The organism is Pseudomonas sp. GYB4201 (assembly GCF_056312595.1).
Map to the genome: position 1 here is coordinate 234,909 of NZ_JBWGIG010000002.1, position 16,116 is coordinate 251,024.

17 protein-coding genes are annotated in these 16,116 nt (G+C 66.6%); 10 read left to right on the forward strand and 7 right to left on the reverse strand.

Going from position 1 to position 16,116, the window contains the following annotated elements; all coding sequences use genetic code 11:
• Nucleotide 1: 1 nt before the first annotated feature.
• Entirely contained in the window at nucleotides 2-904 is a 903-nt protein-coding gene (locus AC0Z2B_RS03280) for a TIGR01777 family oxidoreductase (protein WP_416422528.1), read from the reverse strand.
• A 192-nt stretch (nucleotides 905-1,096) separates the two neighbouring features.
• Between AC0Z2B_RS03280 and AC0Z2B_RS03285 the strand changes: the two genes are divergently transcribed.
• From AC0Z2B_RS03285 to AC0Z2B_RS03330, 10 genes are all read left to right on the forward strand, one after another.
• A complete protein-coding gene (locus AC0Z2B_RS03285; RefSeq protein WP_416422527.1) occupies nucleotides 1,097-2,083 on the forward strand; it encodes an NAD(P)/FAD-dependent oxidoreductase in 987 nt (328 codons plus the stop codon).
• 8 nt (nucleotides 2,084-2,091) lie between these two features.
• A complete protein-coding gene (locus tag AC0Z2B_RS03290) occupies nucleotides 2,092-2,307 on the forward strand; it encodes a TIGR02450 family Trp-rich protein (RefSeq protein WP_416427536.1) in 216 nt (71 codons plus the stop codon).
• 210 nt (nucleotides 2,308-2,517) lie between these two features.
• Nucleotides 2,518-3,474 (forward strand): YbgA family protein, encoded by a 957-nt coding sequence (locus AC0Z2B_RS03295; protein ID WP_476295108.1) that lies wholly within the window; start codon nucleotides 2,518-2,520, stop codon nucleotides 3,472-3,474.
• 4 nt (nucleotides 3,475-3,478) lie between these two features.
• On the forward strand, nucleotides 3,479-4,408 hold the full coding sequence (locus AC0Z2B_RS03300) for a MerR family transcriptional regulator (RefSeq protein WP_476295109.1): 930 nt from the start codon (nucleotides 3,479-3,481) through the stop codon (nucleotides 4,406-4,408).
• 22 nt (nucleotides 4,409-4,430) lie between these two features.
• Nucleotides 4,431-5,876, forward strand: a complete 1,446-nt coding sequence (gene phrB, locus AC0Z2B_RS03305) for a deoxyribodipyrimidine photo-lyase (protein WP_476295111.1) — start codon at nucleotides 4,431-4,433, stop codon at nucleotides 5,874-5,876.
• Complete coding sequence (locus AC0Z2B_RS03310) at nucleotides 5,869-6,645, forward strand: SDR family NAD(P)-dependent oxidoreductase (protein WP_476295113.1); 777 nt, start codon at nucleotides 5,869-5,871, stop codon at nucleotides 6,643-6,645. The genes phrB and AC0Z2B_RS03310 overlap by 8 nt, the downstream gene beginning before the upstream one ends.
• On the forward strand, nucleotides 6,645-7,889 hold the full coding sequence (locus AC0Z2B_RS03315; protein WP_476295115.1) for an NAD(P)/FAD-dependent oxidoreductase: 1,245 nt from the start codon (nucleotides 6,645-6,647) through the stop codon (nucleotides 7,887-7,889). The genes AC0Z2B_RS03310 and AC0Z2B_RS03315 overlap by 1 nt, the downstream gene beginning before the upstream one ends.
• The gene (locus AC0Z2B_RS03320; protein ID WP_476295117.1) at nucleotides 7,886-8,680 is read left to right on the forward strand and encodes a DUF1365 domain-containing protein; all 795 of its coding nucleotides are present in this window, start codon (nucleotides 7,886-7,888) and stop codon (nucleotides 8,678-8,680) included. The genes AC0Z2B_RS03315 and AC0Z2B_RS03320 overlap by 4 nt, the downstream gene beginning before the upstream one ends.
• Nucleotides 8,673-9,938 (forward strand): class I SAM-dependent methyltransferase, encoded by a 1,266-nt coding sequence (locus AC0Z2B_RS03325; protein WP_416422520.1) that lies wholly within the window; start codon nucleotides 8,673-8,675, stop codon nucleotides 9,936-9,938. The genes AC0Z2B_RS03320 and AC0Z2B_RS03325 overlap by 8 nt, the downstream gene beginning before the upstream one ends.
• Nucleotides 9,931-10,401, forward strand: a complete 471-nt coding sequence (locus tag AC0Z2B_RS03330) for a DUF2878 domain-containing protein (RefSeq protein ID WP_476295118.1) — start codon at nucleotides 9,931-9,933, stop codon at nucleotides 10,399-10,401. The genes AC0Z2B_RS03325 and AC0Z2B_RS03330 overlap by 8 nt, the downstream gene beginning before the upstream one ends.
• Nucleotides 10,402-10,625: 224 nt before the next feature.
• On the opposite strand, the gene AC0Z2B_RS03335 is transcribed toward AC0Z2B_RS03330, so the two are convergent.
• From AC0Z2B_RS03335 to hemA, 6 genes are all read right to left on the reverse strand, one after another.
• On the reverse strand, nucleotides 10,626-11,153 hold the full coding sequence (locus tag AC0Z2B_RS03335) for an acyloxyacyl hydrolase (protein WP_416422518.1): 528 nt from the start codon (nucleotides 11,151-11,153) through the stop codon (nucleotides 10,626-10,628).
• A gap of 116 nt (nucleotides 11,154-11,269) precedes the next feature.
• Nucleotides 11,270-12,061 (reverse strand): glutamate racemase, encoded by a 792-nt coding sequence (murI, locus tag AC0Z2B_RS03340; RefSeq protein ID WP_473005405.1) that lies wholly within the window; start codon nucleotides 12,059-12,061, stop codon nucleotides 11,270-11,272.
• On the reverse strand, nucleotides 12,054-12,809 hold the full coding sequence (locus tag AC0Z2B_RS03345) for a molybdopterin-synthase adenylyltransferase MoeB (RefSeq protein ID WP_476295119.1): 756 nt from the start codon (nucleotides 12,807-12,809) through the stop codon (nucleotides 12,054-12,056). The genes murI and AC0Z2B_RS03345 overlap by 8 nt, the downstream gene beginning before the upstream one ends.
• Nucleotides 12,803-13,633, reverse strand: coding sequence for a peptide chain release factor N(5)-glutamine methyltransferase (gene prmC, locus AC0Z2B_RS03350; protein ID WP_476295120.1), 831 nt, complete (start codon nucleotides 13,631-13,633; stop codon nucleotides 12,803-12,805). Before prmC ends, AC0Z2B_RS03345 begins: the two co-directional genes overlap by 7 nt.
• Entirely contained in the window at nucleotides 13,634-14,716 is a 1,083-nt protein-coding gene (gene prfA / locus AC0Z2B_RS03355; RefSeq protein WP_416422514.1) for a peptide chain release factor 1, read from the reverse strand.
• Nucleotides 14,713-15,990, reverse strand: coding sequence for a glutamyl-tRNA reductase (hemA, locus tag AC0Z2B_RS03360; protein WP_416422513.1), 1,278 nt, complete (start codon nucleotides 15,988-15,990; stop codon nucleotides 14,713-14,715). Before hemA ends, prfA begins: the two co-directional genes overlap by 4 nt.
• Nucleotides 15,991-16,116 lie beyond the last annotated feature (126 nt).

Genomic DNA, 16,116 nt, shown 5'->3' on the forward strand with positions numbered 1-16,116 from the left:
TTCAGAGGCGCGGGACGAGGTCGCCCAGCGCCGATTGCAGATCATTGAAACGGAAGGTAAACCCTGCCGCCAGTAAACGCACCGGGCGGGCCCGTTGGCCGCCCAGCAATAAATCCGACATCTCGCCCAGGCCCACCCGCAGCACCAGTCCCGGCAAGGGCATGAACGCAGGCCGGTGCAGGGCACGGCCCAGGCGCCGGGCGAACTCGCGGTTGCGCACCGGCTCTGGCGCACAGGCATTATAAGGACCGCTGGCGTCGTCCTTGTGCAAAAGAAAATCAATCAGGCCGATTTGATCGTCGATGTGCACCCAGGGCATGAACTGCCGGCCACTGCCGATGGGCCCGCCCACGCCCAGCTTGAACGGCACCTTCAGGCGCTTGAGCATGCCGCCCTCGCTGGCCAGCACCAGCCCGGTACGCACCAGCACCACGCGTATGCCCAACTCTTCGGCACGCTGGGCTGTCTCTTCCCAGGCAATGCACAAGTCGCTGGCGAAATCCTTGCGCACCGGTTGCGACTGCTCGGTAAGCTCGCGCTCGCCGCCGTCACCGTAGTAGCCCACCGCCGAGCCGGATATCAACACCGGGGGGCGCTGCTGGCGCTGCTCCAGCCAGGCGATCAGTTGCTCGGTGAGGCCGACGCGGCTTTTCCACAGCAGCTGGCGACGGCGCTCCGTCCACGGCCGGTCGGCGATGGGCGCGCCGGCGAGGTTGATGACCGCGTCGACGGTCTCTTCGCCCAGCTCGTCCAGGCGGCCGATACCTGCCACCTCGCGGCCGCACAAACGCGCCACGCTCGTCGGCTGGCGGCTCCACACCGTGAGGCGGTGGCCCTGCGCCAGCCAGTGCTGGCAAAGCCTGCGACCGATAAGGCCCGTACCGCCGGTCAGCAAAATGTGCATGACTGCTTCCTCGTGTAGCGTTGAAGGCAAATCGCTAGTCTATTTTTAAGAGAGAAGGCACTTTTGCCCACGGACTGCTCTCACATAGACACAGAGCAAACGGAAAAAGGACGACAGTAACTTATACTAACAATGATTATTGTACAGGTTTGTCCTTAAGCGTAGTCTGTGCAAAGAAGTAACGAGGCCACCATGACAGTACCTATTGCGATCATCGGTACCGGCATTGCCGGACTCTCCGCTGCCCAGGCGTTGTTCAAGGCCGGGCACGCGCCACACCTCTTCGACAAAAGCCGCGGCCCGGGTGGCCGTGCGTCCAGCAAGCGCAGCGACGCCGGCTCCCTGGACCTGGGGGCGCAGTACTTCACCGCCCGCGACCGGCGCTTCGTCGACCAGGTGCAACGCTGGCAAAGCGTGGGCTGCGTGGAAGAATGGAAGCCGCAGCTGTTCAACGCCCGCGGCAGCCTGCTCAGCCCCTCCCCCGACGAACAGACCCGCTGGGTCGGCACCCCGCGCATGGGCTCGATCGCCAAGGCCATGCTCGGCGACATGAACGCGGTGTTCGGCTGCCGCATCACCGAGGTGTTCCGCGGCAAGCACCACTGGCACCTGCTGGACGCCGAAGGCTGCAGCCACGGCCCGTTCAGCCACGTGATCATCGCCCTGCCCGCGCCCCAGGCCACCGCCCTGCTGGCCGCCGCGCCAAAACTTGCCGGCGTGGCCGCCGGGGTGCAGATGGAGCCCACCTGGGCCATCGCCCTGGCGTTCGACAAGCCGCTGGAAACCGCCATGCAAGGCTGCTTCGTGCAAGACAGCCCGCTCGACTGGCTGGCCTGCAACCGCAGCAAGCCAGGGCGCGAAGCCACCCTGGACACCTGGGTGCTGCACGCCACCAGCAGTTGGAGCAAACAGCACATCGACCTGCCCAAGGAAGAGGTGATCGAGCAACTGCACGGCGCCTTCGCCGAACTGGCCAACTGCGCCATGCCGGCGCCGGTGTTCAGCATCGCCCACCGCTGGCTCTACGCCCGCCCTGCGTCCGCGCACGAGTGGGGCGCCCTGGCCGACGCCGACCTGGGGCTGTACGCCTGTGGCGACTGGTGCCTGTCCGGCCGGGTGGAAGGCGCCTGGCTCAGCGGCCTGGAAGCGGCCCGCCGGCTGCTTGAACACCTGGAATGACTGCCCCGCTGCACCGCCTTGACCCGCGCAAACTGCTGCTGTCCAAATGGACGGCAGCCCATCCCCGGCAACGGGAAAAACACTTCCTGGTGACCGAACTGTTTCGGGACGAGGAAGGCACCGTCCTCGAGATTGAACTGCAGGCCGTCCTGACCCGGCGCAGCGAACGAATGCCGTGGCAGGCGCTGCGCGATGCGCAGACCTGGCTGATGGGCTGGCGCTGACACCCCCCCGCCAAACTCCCCCGTAGCAGCGGCCGCAGGCCGCGTCCCTGCCACCGCGCAGCATCAGGCACACCGCATAATGGCCGACGCAGCCTGCGGCAGCTGCTACGGGGGCTTAAATCTTGTACAAACTGTTTGACTTGTACAGCCTTCGTTCTACTATGAAGGTAAGTTGTACAAGATCACCTGCCTGTACAAGAGTGTACGCCCATGCCCAACTCCCCCAAGCCCCGCATCGGTATCAGCGCCTGCCTGCTCGGCGCCGAGGTGCGCTACAACGGCGGGCACAAGGAATCGCGCCTGTGCACCCACGCCCTGGCCGAACATTTTGATTTCGTCCCGGCCTGCCCTGAGGTCGCGATTGGCCTGGGCATCCCGCGCCAGCCCATCCGCCTGGTGGGCGACGCCCAGGCGCCCCGCGCGCTGGGCACCGTTGACGCCAGCGTCGATGTGACCCAGCCCCTGGCCGACTACGGCACACAAATGGCCGCGCAGATGGAAGACCTCAGCGGCTACATCTTCATGCACAAGTCGCCGTCCTGCGGCCTGGAGCGGGTCAAGGTCTACCGCGACAACGGCGCGCCACAGCACGAAGGCGGCCGCGGCATTTACGCCGAAGCGTTCTGCGCCGCGCGGCCCGACCTGCCGGTGGAAGAAGACGGGCGCCTGTGCGACGCCGTGCTGCGCGAGAACTTCATCGTCCGCGTGTACGCCTACGCCGACTGGCAGGCGCTGCTGCGCGAAGGCCTGAGCCGTGGCGGCCTGATGCAGTTCCATTCGCGCTACAAGTACCAGCTGATGGCCAACAACCCGCTGCAATACAAGGTGCTGGGCAAGCTGCTGGGCACCATGGGCCGTGGCGACGCCAGTGAAATCGGCCCGCGCTATTTCAGCGAGCTGATGGAAGCGCTGAAACGCTGCGCCACCCGCGGCACCCACAGCAACGTGCTGCAGCACCTGAGCGGCTACTTCAAGCGCACCCTCAGCGACGGCGACCGCCAGGAAATGCAGCACCTGATCGAACAGTACCGCCTGGGCATCGTGCCGCTGGTGGTGCCCCTCACCCTGCTCAAGCATCACCTGCGCCTGCACCCCGACCCTTATGTGAGCCAGCAGGTGTACCTGCAGCCGCACCCGGAAAACCTCAGCCTTCGAAATGCGATCTGACCCCATGAACACTCCAACCCCCGAGGGCGACGACGCCATCCAGGCCATGCGTGACGGCTGGCTGCCGATTCGCGAAGTGGCGCGCCAGACCGGCGTCAACCCGGTCACCCTGCGCGCCTGGGAGCGGCGCTACGGCCTGATCGTGCCGCACCGCACCGCCAAGGGCCACCGCCTGTACGGCGCCGAGCACGTGCAGCGCATTCAGCAGATCCTCACCTGGCTGGGCCGCGGCGTGGCCGTGGGCCAGGTCATGGCCCTGCTCGACAACGGCCAGGCGGCCACGCCCCTGGCCCATGACGGCGGCGACTGGATGCCGCTGCGCGCCAGCCTGCTGCAGGCCATTGGCGAGCTGGCCGAGCGCCGCGTCGACGACACCTTCAACCAGGCCATGGCCCTGTACCCGCCGGTAACCCTGTGCGAGCACCTGCTACTGCCCTTGCTGGAGGAACTGGAACAACGCTGGCAAGGCCAGTTCGGCGCACAGATGGAGCGGGTGTTCTTCCTGTCCTGGCTGCGCAGCAAGCTGGGCGCGCGCATCTACCACAACAACCGCCAGCTCAATGGCGCCCCGCTGCTGCTGGTGAACCAGTCCGACCTGCCCCTGGAACCCCACCTGTGGCTGTGCGCCTGGCTGGCCAGCAGCGCCGATTGCCCGGTGGAAGTGTTCGACTGGCCGCTGCCGCCCGGTGAACTGGCCCTGGCCGCCGAACGCCTGGGCGCACGGGCGGTGCTGCTGTACTCGGCCAGGCCGCTGAACCTTGCGCAGCTGCCGCGGCTGCTGGCCGGGCTGGACGGCGAAACCCTGATAGTCGGACCAACGGTATGCATCCATCAGCACGACTGGCCCGTACATAACCTCGAGACCGGGCGCCTGCACCTGCTCGACACCCCGCTGGCAGCCCAGCAATGCCTGCAGCGCCTGGGGGTGCTCTGACATGACTACACACGGAAAACCCATGCAACTGATCTGGTTCCGCACTGACCTGCGCCTGCACGACAACACCGCCCTGGCCGCCGCCTGCGCCAAGGGCCCGACCCTGGCCGTGTGGCTGGTGAGCCCTGGCCAGTGGCAACAGCACGACGACGCCGCCTGCAAGGTCGACTTCTGGCTGCGCAACGTGCAACAGCTCAGCGAACAGCTGGCGCAAAAGCATATTCCCCTGCTGATCCGCACCATCGACACCTGGGACCAGGCGCCCGAGGCACTGCTGCAACTGTGCCAACAACACCACGTCGAGCACGTGCACTGCAACGAGGAATACGGCGTCAACGAAAGCCACCGCGATGCCGCCGTGGCCCAGGCGCTGGACGCCGCGGGCATCGGCTTCGACAGCCACCTGGACCAGTTGCTGTTCCAGCCCGGCAGCATCCTCACCAAGACCGGCAACTACTTCCAGGTGTTCAGCCAGTTCCGCAAGGTCTGCTACGAGCGCCTGCACCACGGCATTCCCGCCGTGGTCCGCGCGCCCAAGGCCCAGGCGCCCGTGCACATCGCCCGCGACAAGGTGCCCGCCGAAGTGCAAGGCTTCCCCACCCCCAGCGCCGCACTGCAGGCGCTGTGGCCGGCCGGCGAGGACGAGGCCAAGCACCGCCTGGACCAGTTCGTCGACGAGCCCATCGAGTACTACCAGCACGAGCGGGACATTCCCTCGCGGCCGGGCACCAGCCAGCTCTCGGCCTACCTGGCCGCCGGGGTGATCTCGCCGCGCCAGTGCCTGCACGCCGCGCTCAACCACAACCATGGCGAGTTCGACAGCGGCAACGTCGGCGCGGTGACCTGGATCAACGAGCTGCTGTGGCGCGAGTTCTACAAGCACATCCTGGTGGGCTACCCGCGGGTGTCCATGCACCGCGCCTTCCGCAGCGAGACCGAGGCCCTGGCCTGGCGCCATGCGCCCAAGGAACTGGAAGCCTGGCAGCGCGGCCGCACCGGTATCCCGATCATCGACGCGGCCATGCGCCAGTTGCTCGAAACCGGCTGGATGCACAACCGCCTGCGCATGGTGGTGGCGATGTTCCTGACCAAGAACCTGCTGATCGACTGGCGCGAAGGCGAGCGCTTCTTCATGCGCCACCTGATCGACGGCGACCTGGCCGCCAACAACGGCGGCTGGCAATGGAGCGCCTCCACCGGCACCGACGCGGCGCCCTACTTCCGCATCTTCAACCCCCACAGCCAGTCGGCACGTTTTGACGAACACGGGGTGTTCCTCAAGGAATGGCTGCCGGAACTGGCCGACCTGGGCAGCAAGGAAATCCACAACCCGGCCGGCGCCGGCGGATTGTTTGGCCCTGCGGATTACCCGCGCCCCATCGTCGACCTGGGCAAGAGCCGCGACCGCGCCCTCACCGCGTTCAAGAACCTGCCGCAGCGCCAGGTCAGTGGAGGCCATCATGGCTGACGTGCCCCGCCGCATCTGGCTGACCGGCGCCAGCAGCGGCCTGGGCGAGGCCATGGCCGAAGCCCTGCTGCTGGAAGGTGCGCAGGTAGCGATCAGCGCCCGTTCCGAAGGGCCGCTGCGCCTGCTGGAACGGCGCTTTCCCGGCCAGGTGCTGGTGGTGCCCGGCGACCTCACCGACCACGACCAGGTCAAGGCCATCGGCGCCAGCATCGAGCAGGCCTGGGGCGCGCTGGACAGCGTGATCCTCAACGCCGGCACCTGCGAGTACGTCGACGCCCAGCACTTCGACGCGCTAATTTTCGAGCGGGTGATCCGCACCAACCTGTTCGCCAGCAGCTACTGCATCGAGGCGGCCCTGCCGCTGCTGCGCAAGGGCGTGCGCCCGCACCTCACCGGCGTCGCCAGCGCGGTCACCTACCTGCCGCTGCCGCGCTCGGAAGCCTACGGCGCCTCCAAGGCGGGGCTGCGCTACCTGTTCGAGTCGCTGCGGGTGGACCTGGCCCAGGAGCACATCGACGTCACCGTGGTCAGCCCCGGCTTTGTCGACACGCCGCTGACGCAGAAAAACGATTTCCCCATGCCGATGATGATCAGCGCCGAAGAGGCCGCCCGGCACATAGTCGAGCGCCTGGACAAGCGGCCGCTGGAAATCGCCTTCCCGGCCCTGTTCATGACCGCCCTGTGGCCGCTGTCGCGGCTGCCGGCGCGGCTCAAGCTGATCATCGGCAAGCGCATGGTGCGCCCGAACCCACTGGAAGGGGACAACTGATGAAAATCGCCGTGATCGGCAGCGGCATCGCCGGCCTGACCTGCGCCTACCTGCTCAGCCGCGAGCACCAGGTGGAGGTGTTCGAAGCCTCCTCGTGGATCGGCGGGCACACCCACACCCTGGACATCGAGCACCAGGGCCGGCACTACGCGATCGATACCGGCTTCATCGTCTTCAACGAGTGGACCTACCCCAACTTCATTGCCCTGCTGGACCAGTTGGGCGTGCCCTTCAAGGCCACCGAGATGAGCTTCTCGGTCAGCGACCCGCGCAGCGGCCTGGAATACAACGGCAACAACCTCAACAGCCTGTTCGCCCAGCGCGGCAACCTGTTGTCCCCCGGCTTCTGGGGCATGCTCAAGGACATCCTGCGCTTCAACCGCGAAGCCGTGGCCGACCTTGCCAGCCACCGCATCACCGCGCAGACCACCCTGGGCCAGTACCTGCGCACCAAGGGCTACGGCCAGCGTTTCATCAATCACTACATCGTGCCCATGGGCGCGGCTATCTGGTCCATGTCACTGCAGGACATGCTGGGTTTTCCGCTGCAGTTCTTCGTGCGGTTCTTCAAGAACCACGGCTTGCTCTCGGTCACCCATCGGCCGCAGTGGTTCGTGGTGGAAGGTGGCTCCAGCCGCTACATTGCGCCGCTCACCGCAGGCTTCGCCGAGCATATCCACCTGGACTGCGCCGTCAGCCGCGTGGAACGTGACGCCGACGGCGTGACCCTGCACAGCCCGCGCGGCGCCGAGCGGTTCGACAAGGTGGTGTTTGCCTGCCACAGCGACCAGGCCATGGCGCTGCTGGCCGCGCCCAGCGACGCCGAGCAACAGATCCTCGGCGCCCTGCCCTACGCCGACAACGACGTGGTGCTGCACACCGACACCCGCCTGCTGCCCACCCGCCCCCTGGCCTGGGCCAGCTGGAATTACCGGCTGGACGGCAGCGGCCTGGCCGCCGCCGTCACCTACGACATGAACATCCTGCAAGGCCTGCAAGGCCCCACCACCTTCTGCGTCAGCCTCAACCAGAGCGCGGCCATCGACCCGGCCCAGGTGCTGGCGCGCTACACCTACGCCCACCCGCAATACAGCCTGGCGGGGATGGCCGCGCAAGCGCGCTGGCAGGAACTGCACGGCGTGCAACACACCTACTATTGCGGCGCCTACTGGGCCAACGGCTTCCACGAAGACGGGGTCACCAGCGCCCTGCGCGTGGCCCACGCGTTCGGGCAGGCGCTATGAACAGCGCCCTGTACAGCGGCTGGGTCAGCCACCGGCGGTTCGCCCCGCGCGGGCACCAGTTCCGCTACCGCATCGGCCTGCTGTACCTGGACCTGGCCGAACAGGCCCAGGTGCTGGGGCTGTCGCCGCTGGCAGGGCACAGCCGCTGGGCGCCGTTCGCCTTTCGCGAAAGCGACTACCTGCGCGAACACACGGCCAGCGGCCTGCCCCTGGCCGACGCCGTGCGCCAGTGCGTGGCGCGGGCCCTGGGCTTCAGCCCCGACGGCGCGATCCGCCTGCTGACCCAGGCGCGCAGCTTCGGCCTGGCGTTCAACCCAGTCAGTTTCTTCTACTGCTTCAACGCCCAGGAGCAGCTGGTGGCCATCCTCTGCGAGGTCACCAACACCCCCTGGCGCGAGCGCTACCACTACGTGCTGCCGGCCGGGGGTGAAGGTTTCCAGCACTTCGCCGTGGCCAAGGCCTTCCATGTCTCGCCGTTTTTGCCCCGCGACCTGGAATACCGCATGAGCTTCAGCCCCCCGGCGCAGCGCCTGGGCGTGCACATGGCCGACTGGCAGGGCGAGACCAAGGTCTTCGACGCCACCTTGACCCTGCACCGCCACGCCATGAGCCGCGGCAACCTGCATCGCCAGCTGCTGGCCTTTCCCTGGATGACCGCCAAGACCTGCCTGGCCATCTACTGGCAGGCCCTGCGCCTGGCGCTGAAACGCATTCCCATCGTCAACCACAGTCGCGCGCAGGGTTCATATCGCGCCGCCACCGCCCACGCAAAGGAACGACGCCATGAATAGTTTCGAGGCCAAGGCCACACCGTTCAGCACTTACGGCATGACCAGCGCTTTGCTGCGCCGTGGCGTGCTGCGGCAACTGAACTCGCTGCGCCACGGCCAGTTGCTGGTGGTGGAAGGCGACGAGCACCTGCGGTTCGGCAACCCTGCCTCGCCACTGGTGGGGGAAATTCACGTGCAGGACGCCTCCGCCTGGGGGCTGGTGGCCAGCGGCGGCTCCATCGGCGCCGGCGAAGCCTTTATCCACGGCTACTGGACCAGCCCGGACCTGACCGCGGTGATTCGCGTGTTCGTCAGCAACCTCGACGTGCTGGACGCCATGGAGGGCGGCCTGGCGCGCCTCAGCCGGCCGCTGGTGCGCGGCCTGCACTGGCTCAACCGCAACACCCGCAAGGGCTCGCAGAAGAACATCGCCGCCCACTACGACCTGGGCAATGACCTGTTCGAGCAATTCCTCGACCCGACCATGATGTACTCGGCCGCGCAGTTCACCCGCACCGACGACAGCCTGGAACAGGCGCAGTTGAACAAGCTGGAACGCATCTGCCAGAAACTGGCGCTCACCCCCGGCGACCACCTGCTGGAAATCGGCACCGGCTGGGGCAGCATGGCGCTGTACGCGGCCAGCCACTACGGCTGCCGGGTGACCACCACCACGCTGTCGAAGGAACAGTACGACTACACCCGCCAGCGCATCGAGGCCCAGGGCCTGCAAGACCGCGTGACCCTGCTGCTGTCCGACTACCGCGACCTGACCGGCAGCTACGACAAGCTGGTGTCCATCGAGATGATCGAAGCCGTGGGCCACCGTTTCCTGCCCACCTACTTCCAGAAGTGCGCGGCGCTGCTCAAGCCCGACGGGGTGATGCTGCTGCAGGCCATCACCATTCGCGAGCAGCGCTACGAGCAGGCGCGGCACAGCGTCGATTTCATCCAGCGCTACATCTTCCCCGGCGGCGCGCTGCCTTCCGTGCAGGCGATGCTGCAGATCGTCGGCCGCGACACCGACATGAACCTGCTGCACATGGAAGACTTCGGCCTGCACTACGCGCGCACCTTGCGCCTGTGGCACGACAACTTCCGCCGCGCCCACAACCGCCTGCGCGAACTGGGCTACGACGAGTATTTCCTGCGCCTGTGGGAGTTCTACCTGTGCTACTGCGAGGGCGGCTTCCTGGAGCGCACCATCGGCACCGCGCAACTGCTGCTGGCCAAGCCGGCGGCGCAACCACAACCGCTGCTCGGGCGCTTCGATGCTTGAGAAGCTGGCCAATGCCGTGCTGTTCCAGGCCGGCTGGCTGGCCTGCGTGCTGGGCGGCAACAGCGGTTGGTTGATCGTGGTGCTGGTAATTCTGGTGGGGCACTGGTGCTGGCACGGCGACGGGCGCCTGATGGTCGAGGCGTTCGTGCTGGGCGTGGCGCTGGACAGCGGCCTGATGTGGCTGGACGTCTACGACTTCCACCCCAATGGCCGGCTGTTGCCCATGTGGCTGGCCCTGCTGTGGCCGTTGCTGGCCACCACCCTGCGCCATTGCCTGGCCTGGACGGCCCGGCCCTGGTGGCTGGCGGCGGGGTTGGGCGCGGTGGCGGGGCCACTGTCGTATTACGCCGGCGGGAGAATGGCGGGGGTGGGTTTTCCGTATGGGCTGGTGCCGACGATGCTGGGGTTGGGGGTGTTGTGGGCAGCGGTGTTCGTTGGGCTGCAACACCGGGCTAATCCCTGACGCGGCCTGCGGCCGCTGCTACGCAAGCCCGTAGCAGCTGCCGAAGGCGGCGTCCGGCCGCAAAGATCGAGCAGGGCCGTTGTCGTATTACGCCGGCGGCAGAATGGCGGGGGGTGGGGTCTTGTGGGCAGCGGTGTTCGTTGGGCTAACCGCTGACGCGGCCTTTGGCCGCTGCTACGCAAGCCCGTAGCAGCTGCCGAAGGCGGCGTCCGGCCGCAAACCGATTAGAACCCCAACGGCATCCGATAATTGATCGAATAGGCCTGGATACCGTCGTTCGGCTCCTTGATGCCGCCGTTGGAATAATGGATCGCGCGAATCGACACTTCCTGGTTACCCGCGAAGCGCAGGCCGAAGCCGATGCGGTCTTCGAAGTTGAAGGAAGTGCCCAGTTTGTTGTCATCGATCTGCAACTTCGAGAACACCGACACGCCAATACCGGCTTCGACGAACGGCTTCACCGCACCGCCATCGAATTCATAGCGAAACACCGGGGCGAACGACAGGGTGTTGTTCGACGGGCCACGGTTGGATGAAGTCCAGTAGGTGTAGCCGCCGTCCCAGTAGCCGGTCAGGCGCCCGGTGCTGGTCTGGAACCAGCTCTGGTCCCAGTCCGACTGCAGCCCCAGGCGGTAGACCATCGAGCCCTCCCCCGTGGTCCCCACCGACACCGAACCATCCAGTGCGTGTGCTGCCATGCTCTGTCCCAGGGTAAACGCTGCAAGCGCAGCCAAGCCGAACAGTTTCTTCATCAGGAACATCCTATGTCTAATGCCGTTTTTTGGTTTTATACGTCTTGAATGACGAAACTATAGAAATCCGGACATCGATGATGGTTCATCGCCACATTAGGAGTTTGTACGATTATTTATCGTACAAATCCACTAACAATGTCAGATTTTTCCCAAAGCATAGGCAGGATATTCTGGAAGTGCTGGGGATCACCGCTGGTCCAGAAGTGCGCGGGGGTGGCCGGGCCAGCCGCCAGCAGGCCGCGCTGGTCCAGCAGGCGCTGCAGTTGGCGGGCCACGGCGGCGCCGGTATCAATGAGGATAACGTTGCCGGGGATCATTTCCCGCAACAGCGGCTTGAGGAAGGGGTAGTGCGTGCAGCCCAGGATCAGCGTGTCGCAGCCAGCGGCCAGCAGCGGCGTCACGTAGTGCTGCAGCAAGGTGCGCAGGGCATCGCTGTGCAACTGGCCGGTCTCGATCAGCTCCACCAGGCCCGGGCAGGGTTGGGTCACCACCTTCACGTCGTTGGCAAAGCGGTCCAGCAGCGCGGCGAACTTGGCGCTCTGCAGGGTGCCCGTGGTGGCCAGCACGCCCACCACGCCGCTGCGGGTGGCTGCGGCGGCAGGTTTCACCGCCGGTTCCATACCCACGATGGGCCAATCGGGGTAGCGCTCGCGCAGGTCCGCCACCGCCGCTACCGTGGCGGTGTTGCAGGCCAGCACCAGGGCCTTGGCGCCCCGCTCGCGGAAGAACTCGGCCACGGCCACGCAGCGCTCGCGAATGAACGCCGGGGACTTCTCGCCGTAGGGAATGTGGCCGCAGTCGGCCACGTACAACAGGGATTCGTGGGGCAACAGGGCGCGGATTTCACCGAGCACCGACAGCCCGCCGACGCCGGAATCGAAGACCCCGACCGGCGCTTCAGCCACGGGCCGGGCCACAGACGCTGCACTCCGGGTCGCGCTTGACCCGCAGCTCGCGGAAGCGGCTGCCCAGGGCGTCCACCAACAGCAGGCGGCCCACCAGCGGGTCGCCGAAACCGGCCAGCAGCTTCAGGGCCTCCAGGGCTTGCAGGCTGCCCACCAGGCCCACCAGCGGGCCGACCACGCCGGCCTCGCTGCAGGTCAGTTCGGCCTCGCTGCCGTGGCCGTACAGGCAGTGGTAGCAGGGGCTTTCCGGGCGGCGCGGGTCGAACACCGACAGTTGCCCTTCGAGGCGGATGGCGGCGCCGCTGACCAGTGGCTTGCCAGCCGCCACGCACGCGGCGTTGACCGCCTCGCGGGTGCCGAAGTTGTCGGAGCAGTCCAGCACCAGGTCCACCGCCGCCACCGCGGCGGCCAACGAGTCTTCATCCAGCGCCGCGCGGTGGGCCACCAGCTTGACCTTGGGGTTGATCGCCTCCAGGCGCTGCAGGGCCGAATCGACCTTGCTCATGCCCACGGTGGAGGTGTCATGCAACACCTGGCGCTGCAGGTTGGTGAGGTCCACGGTGTCGAAGTCGGCCAGGTGCAGCTCACCCACCCCGGCGGCAGCCAGGTACAGGGCCACGGGCGAGCCGAGGCCACCCAGGCCGACGATCAGCGCGCGGCTGGCCTTGAGCTTCAACTGGCCGTCGATGTCCACTTGGGACAGCAGCACCTGGCGGCTGTAGCGCAGCAGTTCCTCGTCGCTCAGCATGCCAGGCGCCCGAGGGTGATGCGTTCGTGGCCGCCGAGGTCTTCGCGGCTCTCGATCTGTTCGAAATCATGCTTGGCCAGCAGCTCGCGCACGGCGGCAGCCTGGTCGTAGCCGTGCTCCAGCAGCAGCCAGCCACCGGCCTCCAGGTGGGCCGGCGCCTGGGCAATGATGGTGCGCAGGTCGTCGAGACCATCGTCGCCGGCCACCAGCGCGCTGGCGGGTTCGAAACGCACGTCGCCCGCCACCAGGTGCGGGTCGGCGGCGCGGATGTACGGCGGGTTGCTGATGATCATCTGGAAACGCTCGCCCTGCAGGGCGCCGTACCAGTGGCTTTCCAGCACCCGCACGTTGCCCAGGCGCAGGCGCTCGCGGTTGCGTTCGGCCAGGGCCACGGCCTCGGCCACGCGGTCCACCGCGGTCACCTGCCAGCCACCGCGCTCGCTGGCCAGGGCCAGGGCGATGGCGCCGGTGCCGGTGCCCAGGTCGAGCACCTTGGCCGGCGTGGCCGGCAGCAGCTCCAGGGCCGTTTCCACCAGCAGCTCGGTGTCCGGCCGCGGGATCAGCGTGTGCGGCGCCACTTCCAGGTCCAGCTTCCAGAAGCCCTGCTGGCCGAGGATGTAGGCCACCGGCTCGCCCTGGCGGCGCCGTTGCAGGTAGCTGTCGAAGGTGGCCGCCGCCTCGGTGGTGACGATGCGCTCCGGCCAGGTGTGCAGGTAGCTGCGGTTCTTGCCCAGGGCTGCCGCCAGCAGCAATTCGATGTCCAGGCGCGCCGTCGGGGACTCGGGCAGTTCGGCGCTTCTGAGCAGACTGGCAATGATCGTCATTTACTCACCCAATGCCGCAAGTTGATCCGCCTGGTATTCGGCCAGCAGCGGCTCGATGACCGCGTCGACACCACCGGCCATGATTTCGTCCAGGGAATACAGGGTCAGGTTGACACGATGGTCGGTCACCCGGCCCTGCGGGAAGTTGTAGGTACGGATGCGCTCGGAACGGTCGCCCGAGCCCACCAGCAGCTTGCGCTCGCTGGCGATGGCGTTGGCCGCGGCGCTGGTCTGCATGTCGTTGAGCTTGGCCGACAGCCAGGCCATGGCGCGCGCACGATTCTTGTGCTGCGAGCGCTCTTCCTGGCATTCCACTACCGTGCCGGTGGGCAAGTGGGTGATGCGGATGGCCGAGTCGGTGGTGTTGACGTGCTGGCCGCCGGCGCCCGAGGAGCGGAAGGTGTCGACGCGCAGGTCGGCCGGGTTGATCTCGATGGCCACGCGCTCATCGGGTTCGGCCAGCACCGCCACGGTGCAGGCCGAGGTGTGGATACGGCCCTGGGACTCGGTTTCCGGCACACGCTGCACGCGATGGGCACCGGACTCGAACTTCAGCTTGCCGTAGACGTTCTCGCCCTCGACCCGGGCGATCACCTCTTTATAGCCGCCGTGCTCACCCTCGTTCTCCGAGAGGATCTCGACCCGCCAGCCACGCTTCTCGGCGTAGCGCGAATACATGCGGAACAGGTCGCCGGAGAAGATCGCCGCCTCGTCGCCACCGGTGCCGGCGCGGATCTCGAGGAACACGTTGCGGCTGTCGTTGGGGTCCTTGGGCAGCAGCATGCGCTGTAGGTCGCCTTCCAGCACCTGCAGTTGCTCCTTGGCTTCGCGCACTTCCTCGACGGCCATCTCGCGCATGTCGGGGTCACTGTCCTTGAGCAGCGCCTGGGCGCCTTCCAGGTCGTCCTGCACCTTGCACCAGGCCTGGTAGCCGGCCACGATCGGCTCCAGCTCCGCGTATTCACGGGAGAAGGCGCGGAAACGGGCCTGATCGGAAATGATCTCGGCGTCGCCCAACAGGGCGGTCAGTTCCTCGAAACGATCCTGGATCGTGTCCAGTTTATTGAGCAGTGACGCTTTCATTGCGGGGGTTTATCCGTGGGGCCCTCGTTGAGGGCAAAGAGTTCCTGGGCCATGGCCAGCGCATCGAGGCGGCCTTCGGCAGACAGCTTTTTAAGCTGCACGCTCGGCGCATGCAGCAATTTGTTGGTCAGCCCGCGGGCCAGTTGCACCAGCACTTCCTCGGCGCTGCTGCCATTGGCCAGCAACCGCTGGGCCTTTTGCAATTCTTCGTCGCGCAGGCGCTCGCTTTGCTGGCGGTACGCCTTGAGCACGTCCACCGCCGCCAGCTCGCGCAGGCGCGCCATGAAATCGTCGACGCCACCGCTGACCAGTTGCTCGGCGGCCTGGGCAGCGCCCTGGCGGCTCTTGAGGTTCTCGGCCACCACGTCGTGGAGGTCGTCGACGCTGTACAGGTAAACGTCGTCCAACTCGCCGACTTCTGGCTCGATATCGCGCGGTACGGCGATGTCGACCATGAAGATCGGCTTGTGCTTGCGCAGCTTCAGCGCGCTTTCCACCGCGCCCTTGCCCAGGATCGGCAACTGGCTGGCAGTGGAGCTGATGACGATGTCGCTGTTGACCAGTTCCTGCGGGATGTCGGACAGCAACACCGCGTGGGCACCGAACTGCGCGGCCAGGGTGCTGGCACGCTCCAGGGTCCGGTTGGCCACCACGATGCGCTTCACGCCCTGCTCGTGCAGGTGCCGGGCGACCAGGGTAATGGTCTCGCCGGCGCCGATCAGCAGCGCCTGGCTGCGCTGCAAATCGCTGAAGATCTGCTTGGCCAGGCTCACGGCGGCGAACGCCACCGACACCGGGTTCTCGCCGATGGCCGTGTCGGTGCGCACCTGCTTGGCGGCACTGAACGTGGCCTGGAACAACCGGCCCAGCAGCGGGCCAATGGTACCTGCCTCGCGGGCCACGGCATAGGCGGACTTCATCTGCCCGAGGATCTGCGGTTCGCCCAGCACCAGCGAGTCGAGGCCCGAGGCCACGCGCATCATGTGGCGCACGGCCGCGTCGTCCTCGTGCACGTAGGCACTGGCACGCAATTCGTCGTAGCTGAGCTTGTGATAGTCGGCCAGCCAGCGCAGCACAGTCTCTGCGGCCAGGTGGTCCTGTTCTATATAAAGCTCGCTACGGTTGCAGGTAGAGAGGATCGCAGCTTCGCGGCTGTCGGTCAGGCGGCAGAGCTGCTGCAAGGCTTCGACCAGCTGCTCGGGGGTGAAAGCCACGCGTTCGCGCACATCCACCGAGGCAGTCTTATGGTTGATACCGAGGGCAAGGAAGGCCATTCAAGGTCGCTGATGATGTCGATAAGCCGACAATTGTCCTACTTAGTCCGCCCCAGAACAACTACCGCAGTCTATTGTCCTAATAGTCTGCCCCCGCAGGTGCCATCGCTTATGGGTTTGCCCACA

Coding starts and splice junctions, on each gene's coding strand:
- AC0Z2B_RS03280 (WP_416422528.1), bottom strand. CDS start 904: ATGCACATTTTGCTGACCGGCGGTACGGGCCTTATCGGTCGCAGGCTT.
- AC0Z2B_RS03285 (WP_416422527.1), top strand. CDS start 1,097: ATGACAGTACCTATTGCGATCATCGGTACCGGCATTGCCGGACTCTCC.
- AC0Z2B_RS03295 (WP_476295108.1), top strand. CDS start 2,518: ATGCCCAACTCCCCCAAGCCCCGCATCGGTATCAGCGCCTGCCTGCTC.
- AC0Z2B_RS03300 (WP_476295109.1), top strand. CDS start 3,479: ATGAACACTCCAACCCCCGAGGGCGACGACGCCATCCAGGCCATGCGT.
- phrB (WP_476295111.1), top strand. CDS start 4,431: ATGCAACTGATCTGGTTCCGCACTGACCTGCGCCTGCACGACAACACC.
- AC0Z2B_RS03310 (WP_476295113.1), top strand. CDS start 5,869: ATGGCTGACGTGCCCCGCCGCATCTGGCTGACCGGCGCCAGCAGCGGC.
- AC0Z2B_RS03315 (WP_476295115.1), top strand. CDS start 6,645: ATGAAAATCGCCGTGATCGGCAGCGGCATCGCCGGCCTGACCTGCGCC.
- AC0Z2B_RS03320 (WP_476295117.1), top strand. CDS start 7,886: ATGAACAGCGCCCTGTACAGCGGCTGGGTCAGCCACCGGCGGTTCGCC.
- AC0Z2B_RS03325 (WP_416422520.1), top strand. CDS start 8,673: ATGAATAGTTTCGAGGCCAAGGCCACACCGTTCAGCACTTACGGCATG.
- AC0Z2B_RS03330 (WP_476295118.1), top strand. CDS start 9,931: ATGCTTGAGAAGCTGGCCAATGCCGTGCTGTTCCAGGCCGGCTGGCTG.
- AC0Z2B_RS03335 (WP_416422518.1), bottom strand. CDS start 11,153: ATGAAGAAACTGTTCGGCTTGGCTGCGCTTGCAGCGTTTACCCTGGGA.
- AC0Z2B_RS03345 (WP_476295119.1), bottom strand. CDS start 12,809: ATGCTGAGCGACGAGGAACTGCTGCGCTACAGCCGCCAGGTGCTGCTG.
- prmC (WP_476295120.1), bottom strand. CDS start 13,633: ATGACGATCATTGCCAGTCTGCTCAGAAGCGCCGAACTGCCCGAGTCC.
- prfA (WP_416422514.1), bottom strand. CDS start 14,716: ATGAAAGCGTCACTGCTCAATAAACTGGACACGATCCAGGATCGTTTC.
- hemA (WP_416422513.1), bottom strand. CDS start 15,990: ATGGCCTTCCTTGCCCTCGGTATCAACCATAAGACTGCCTCGGTGGAT.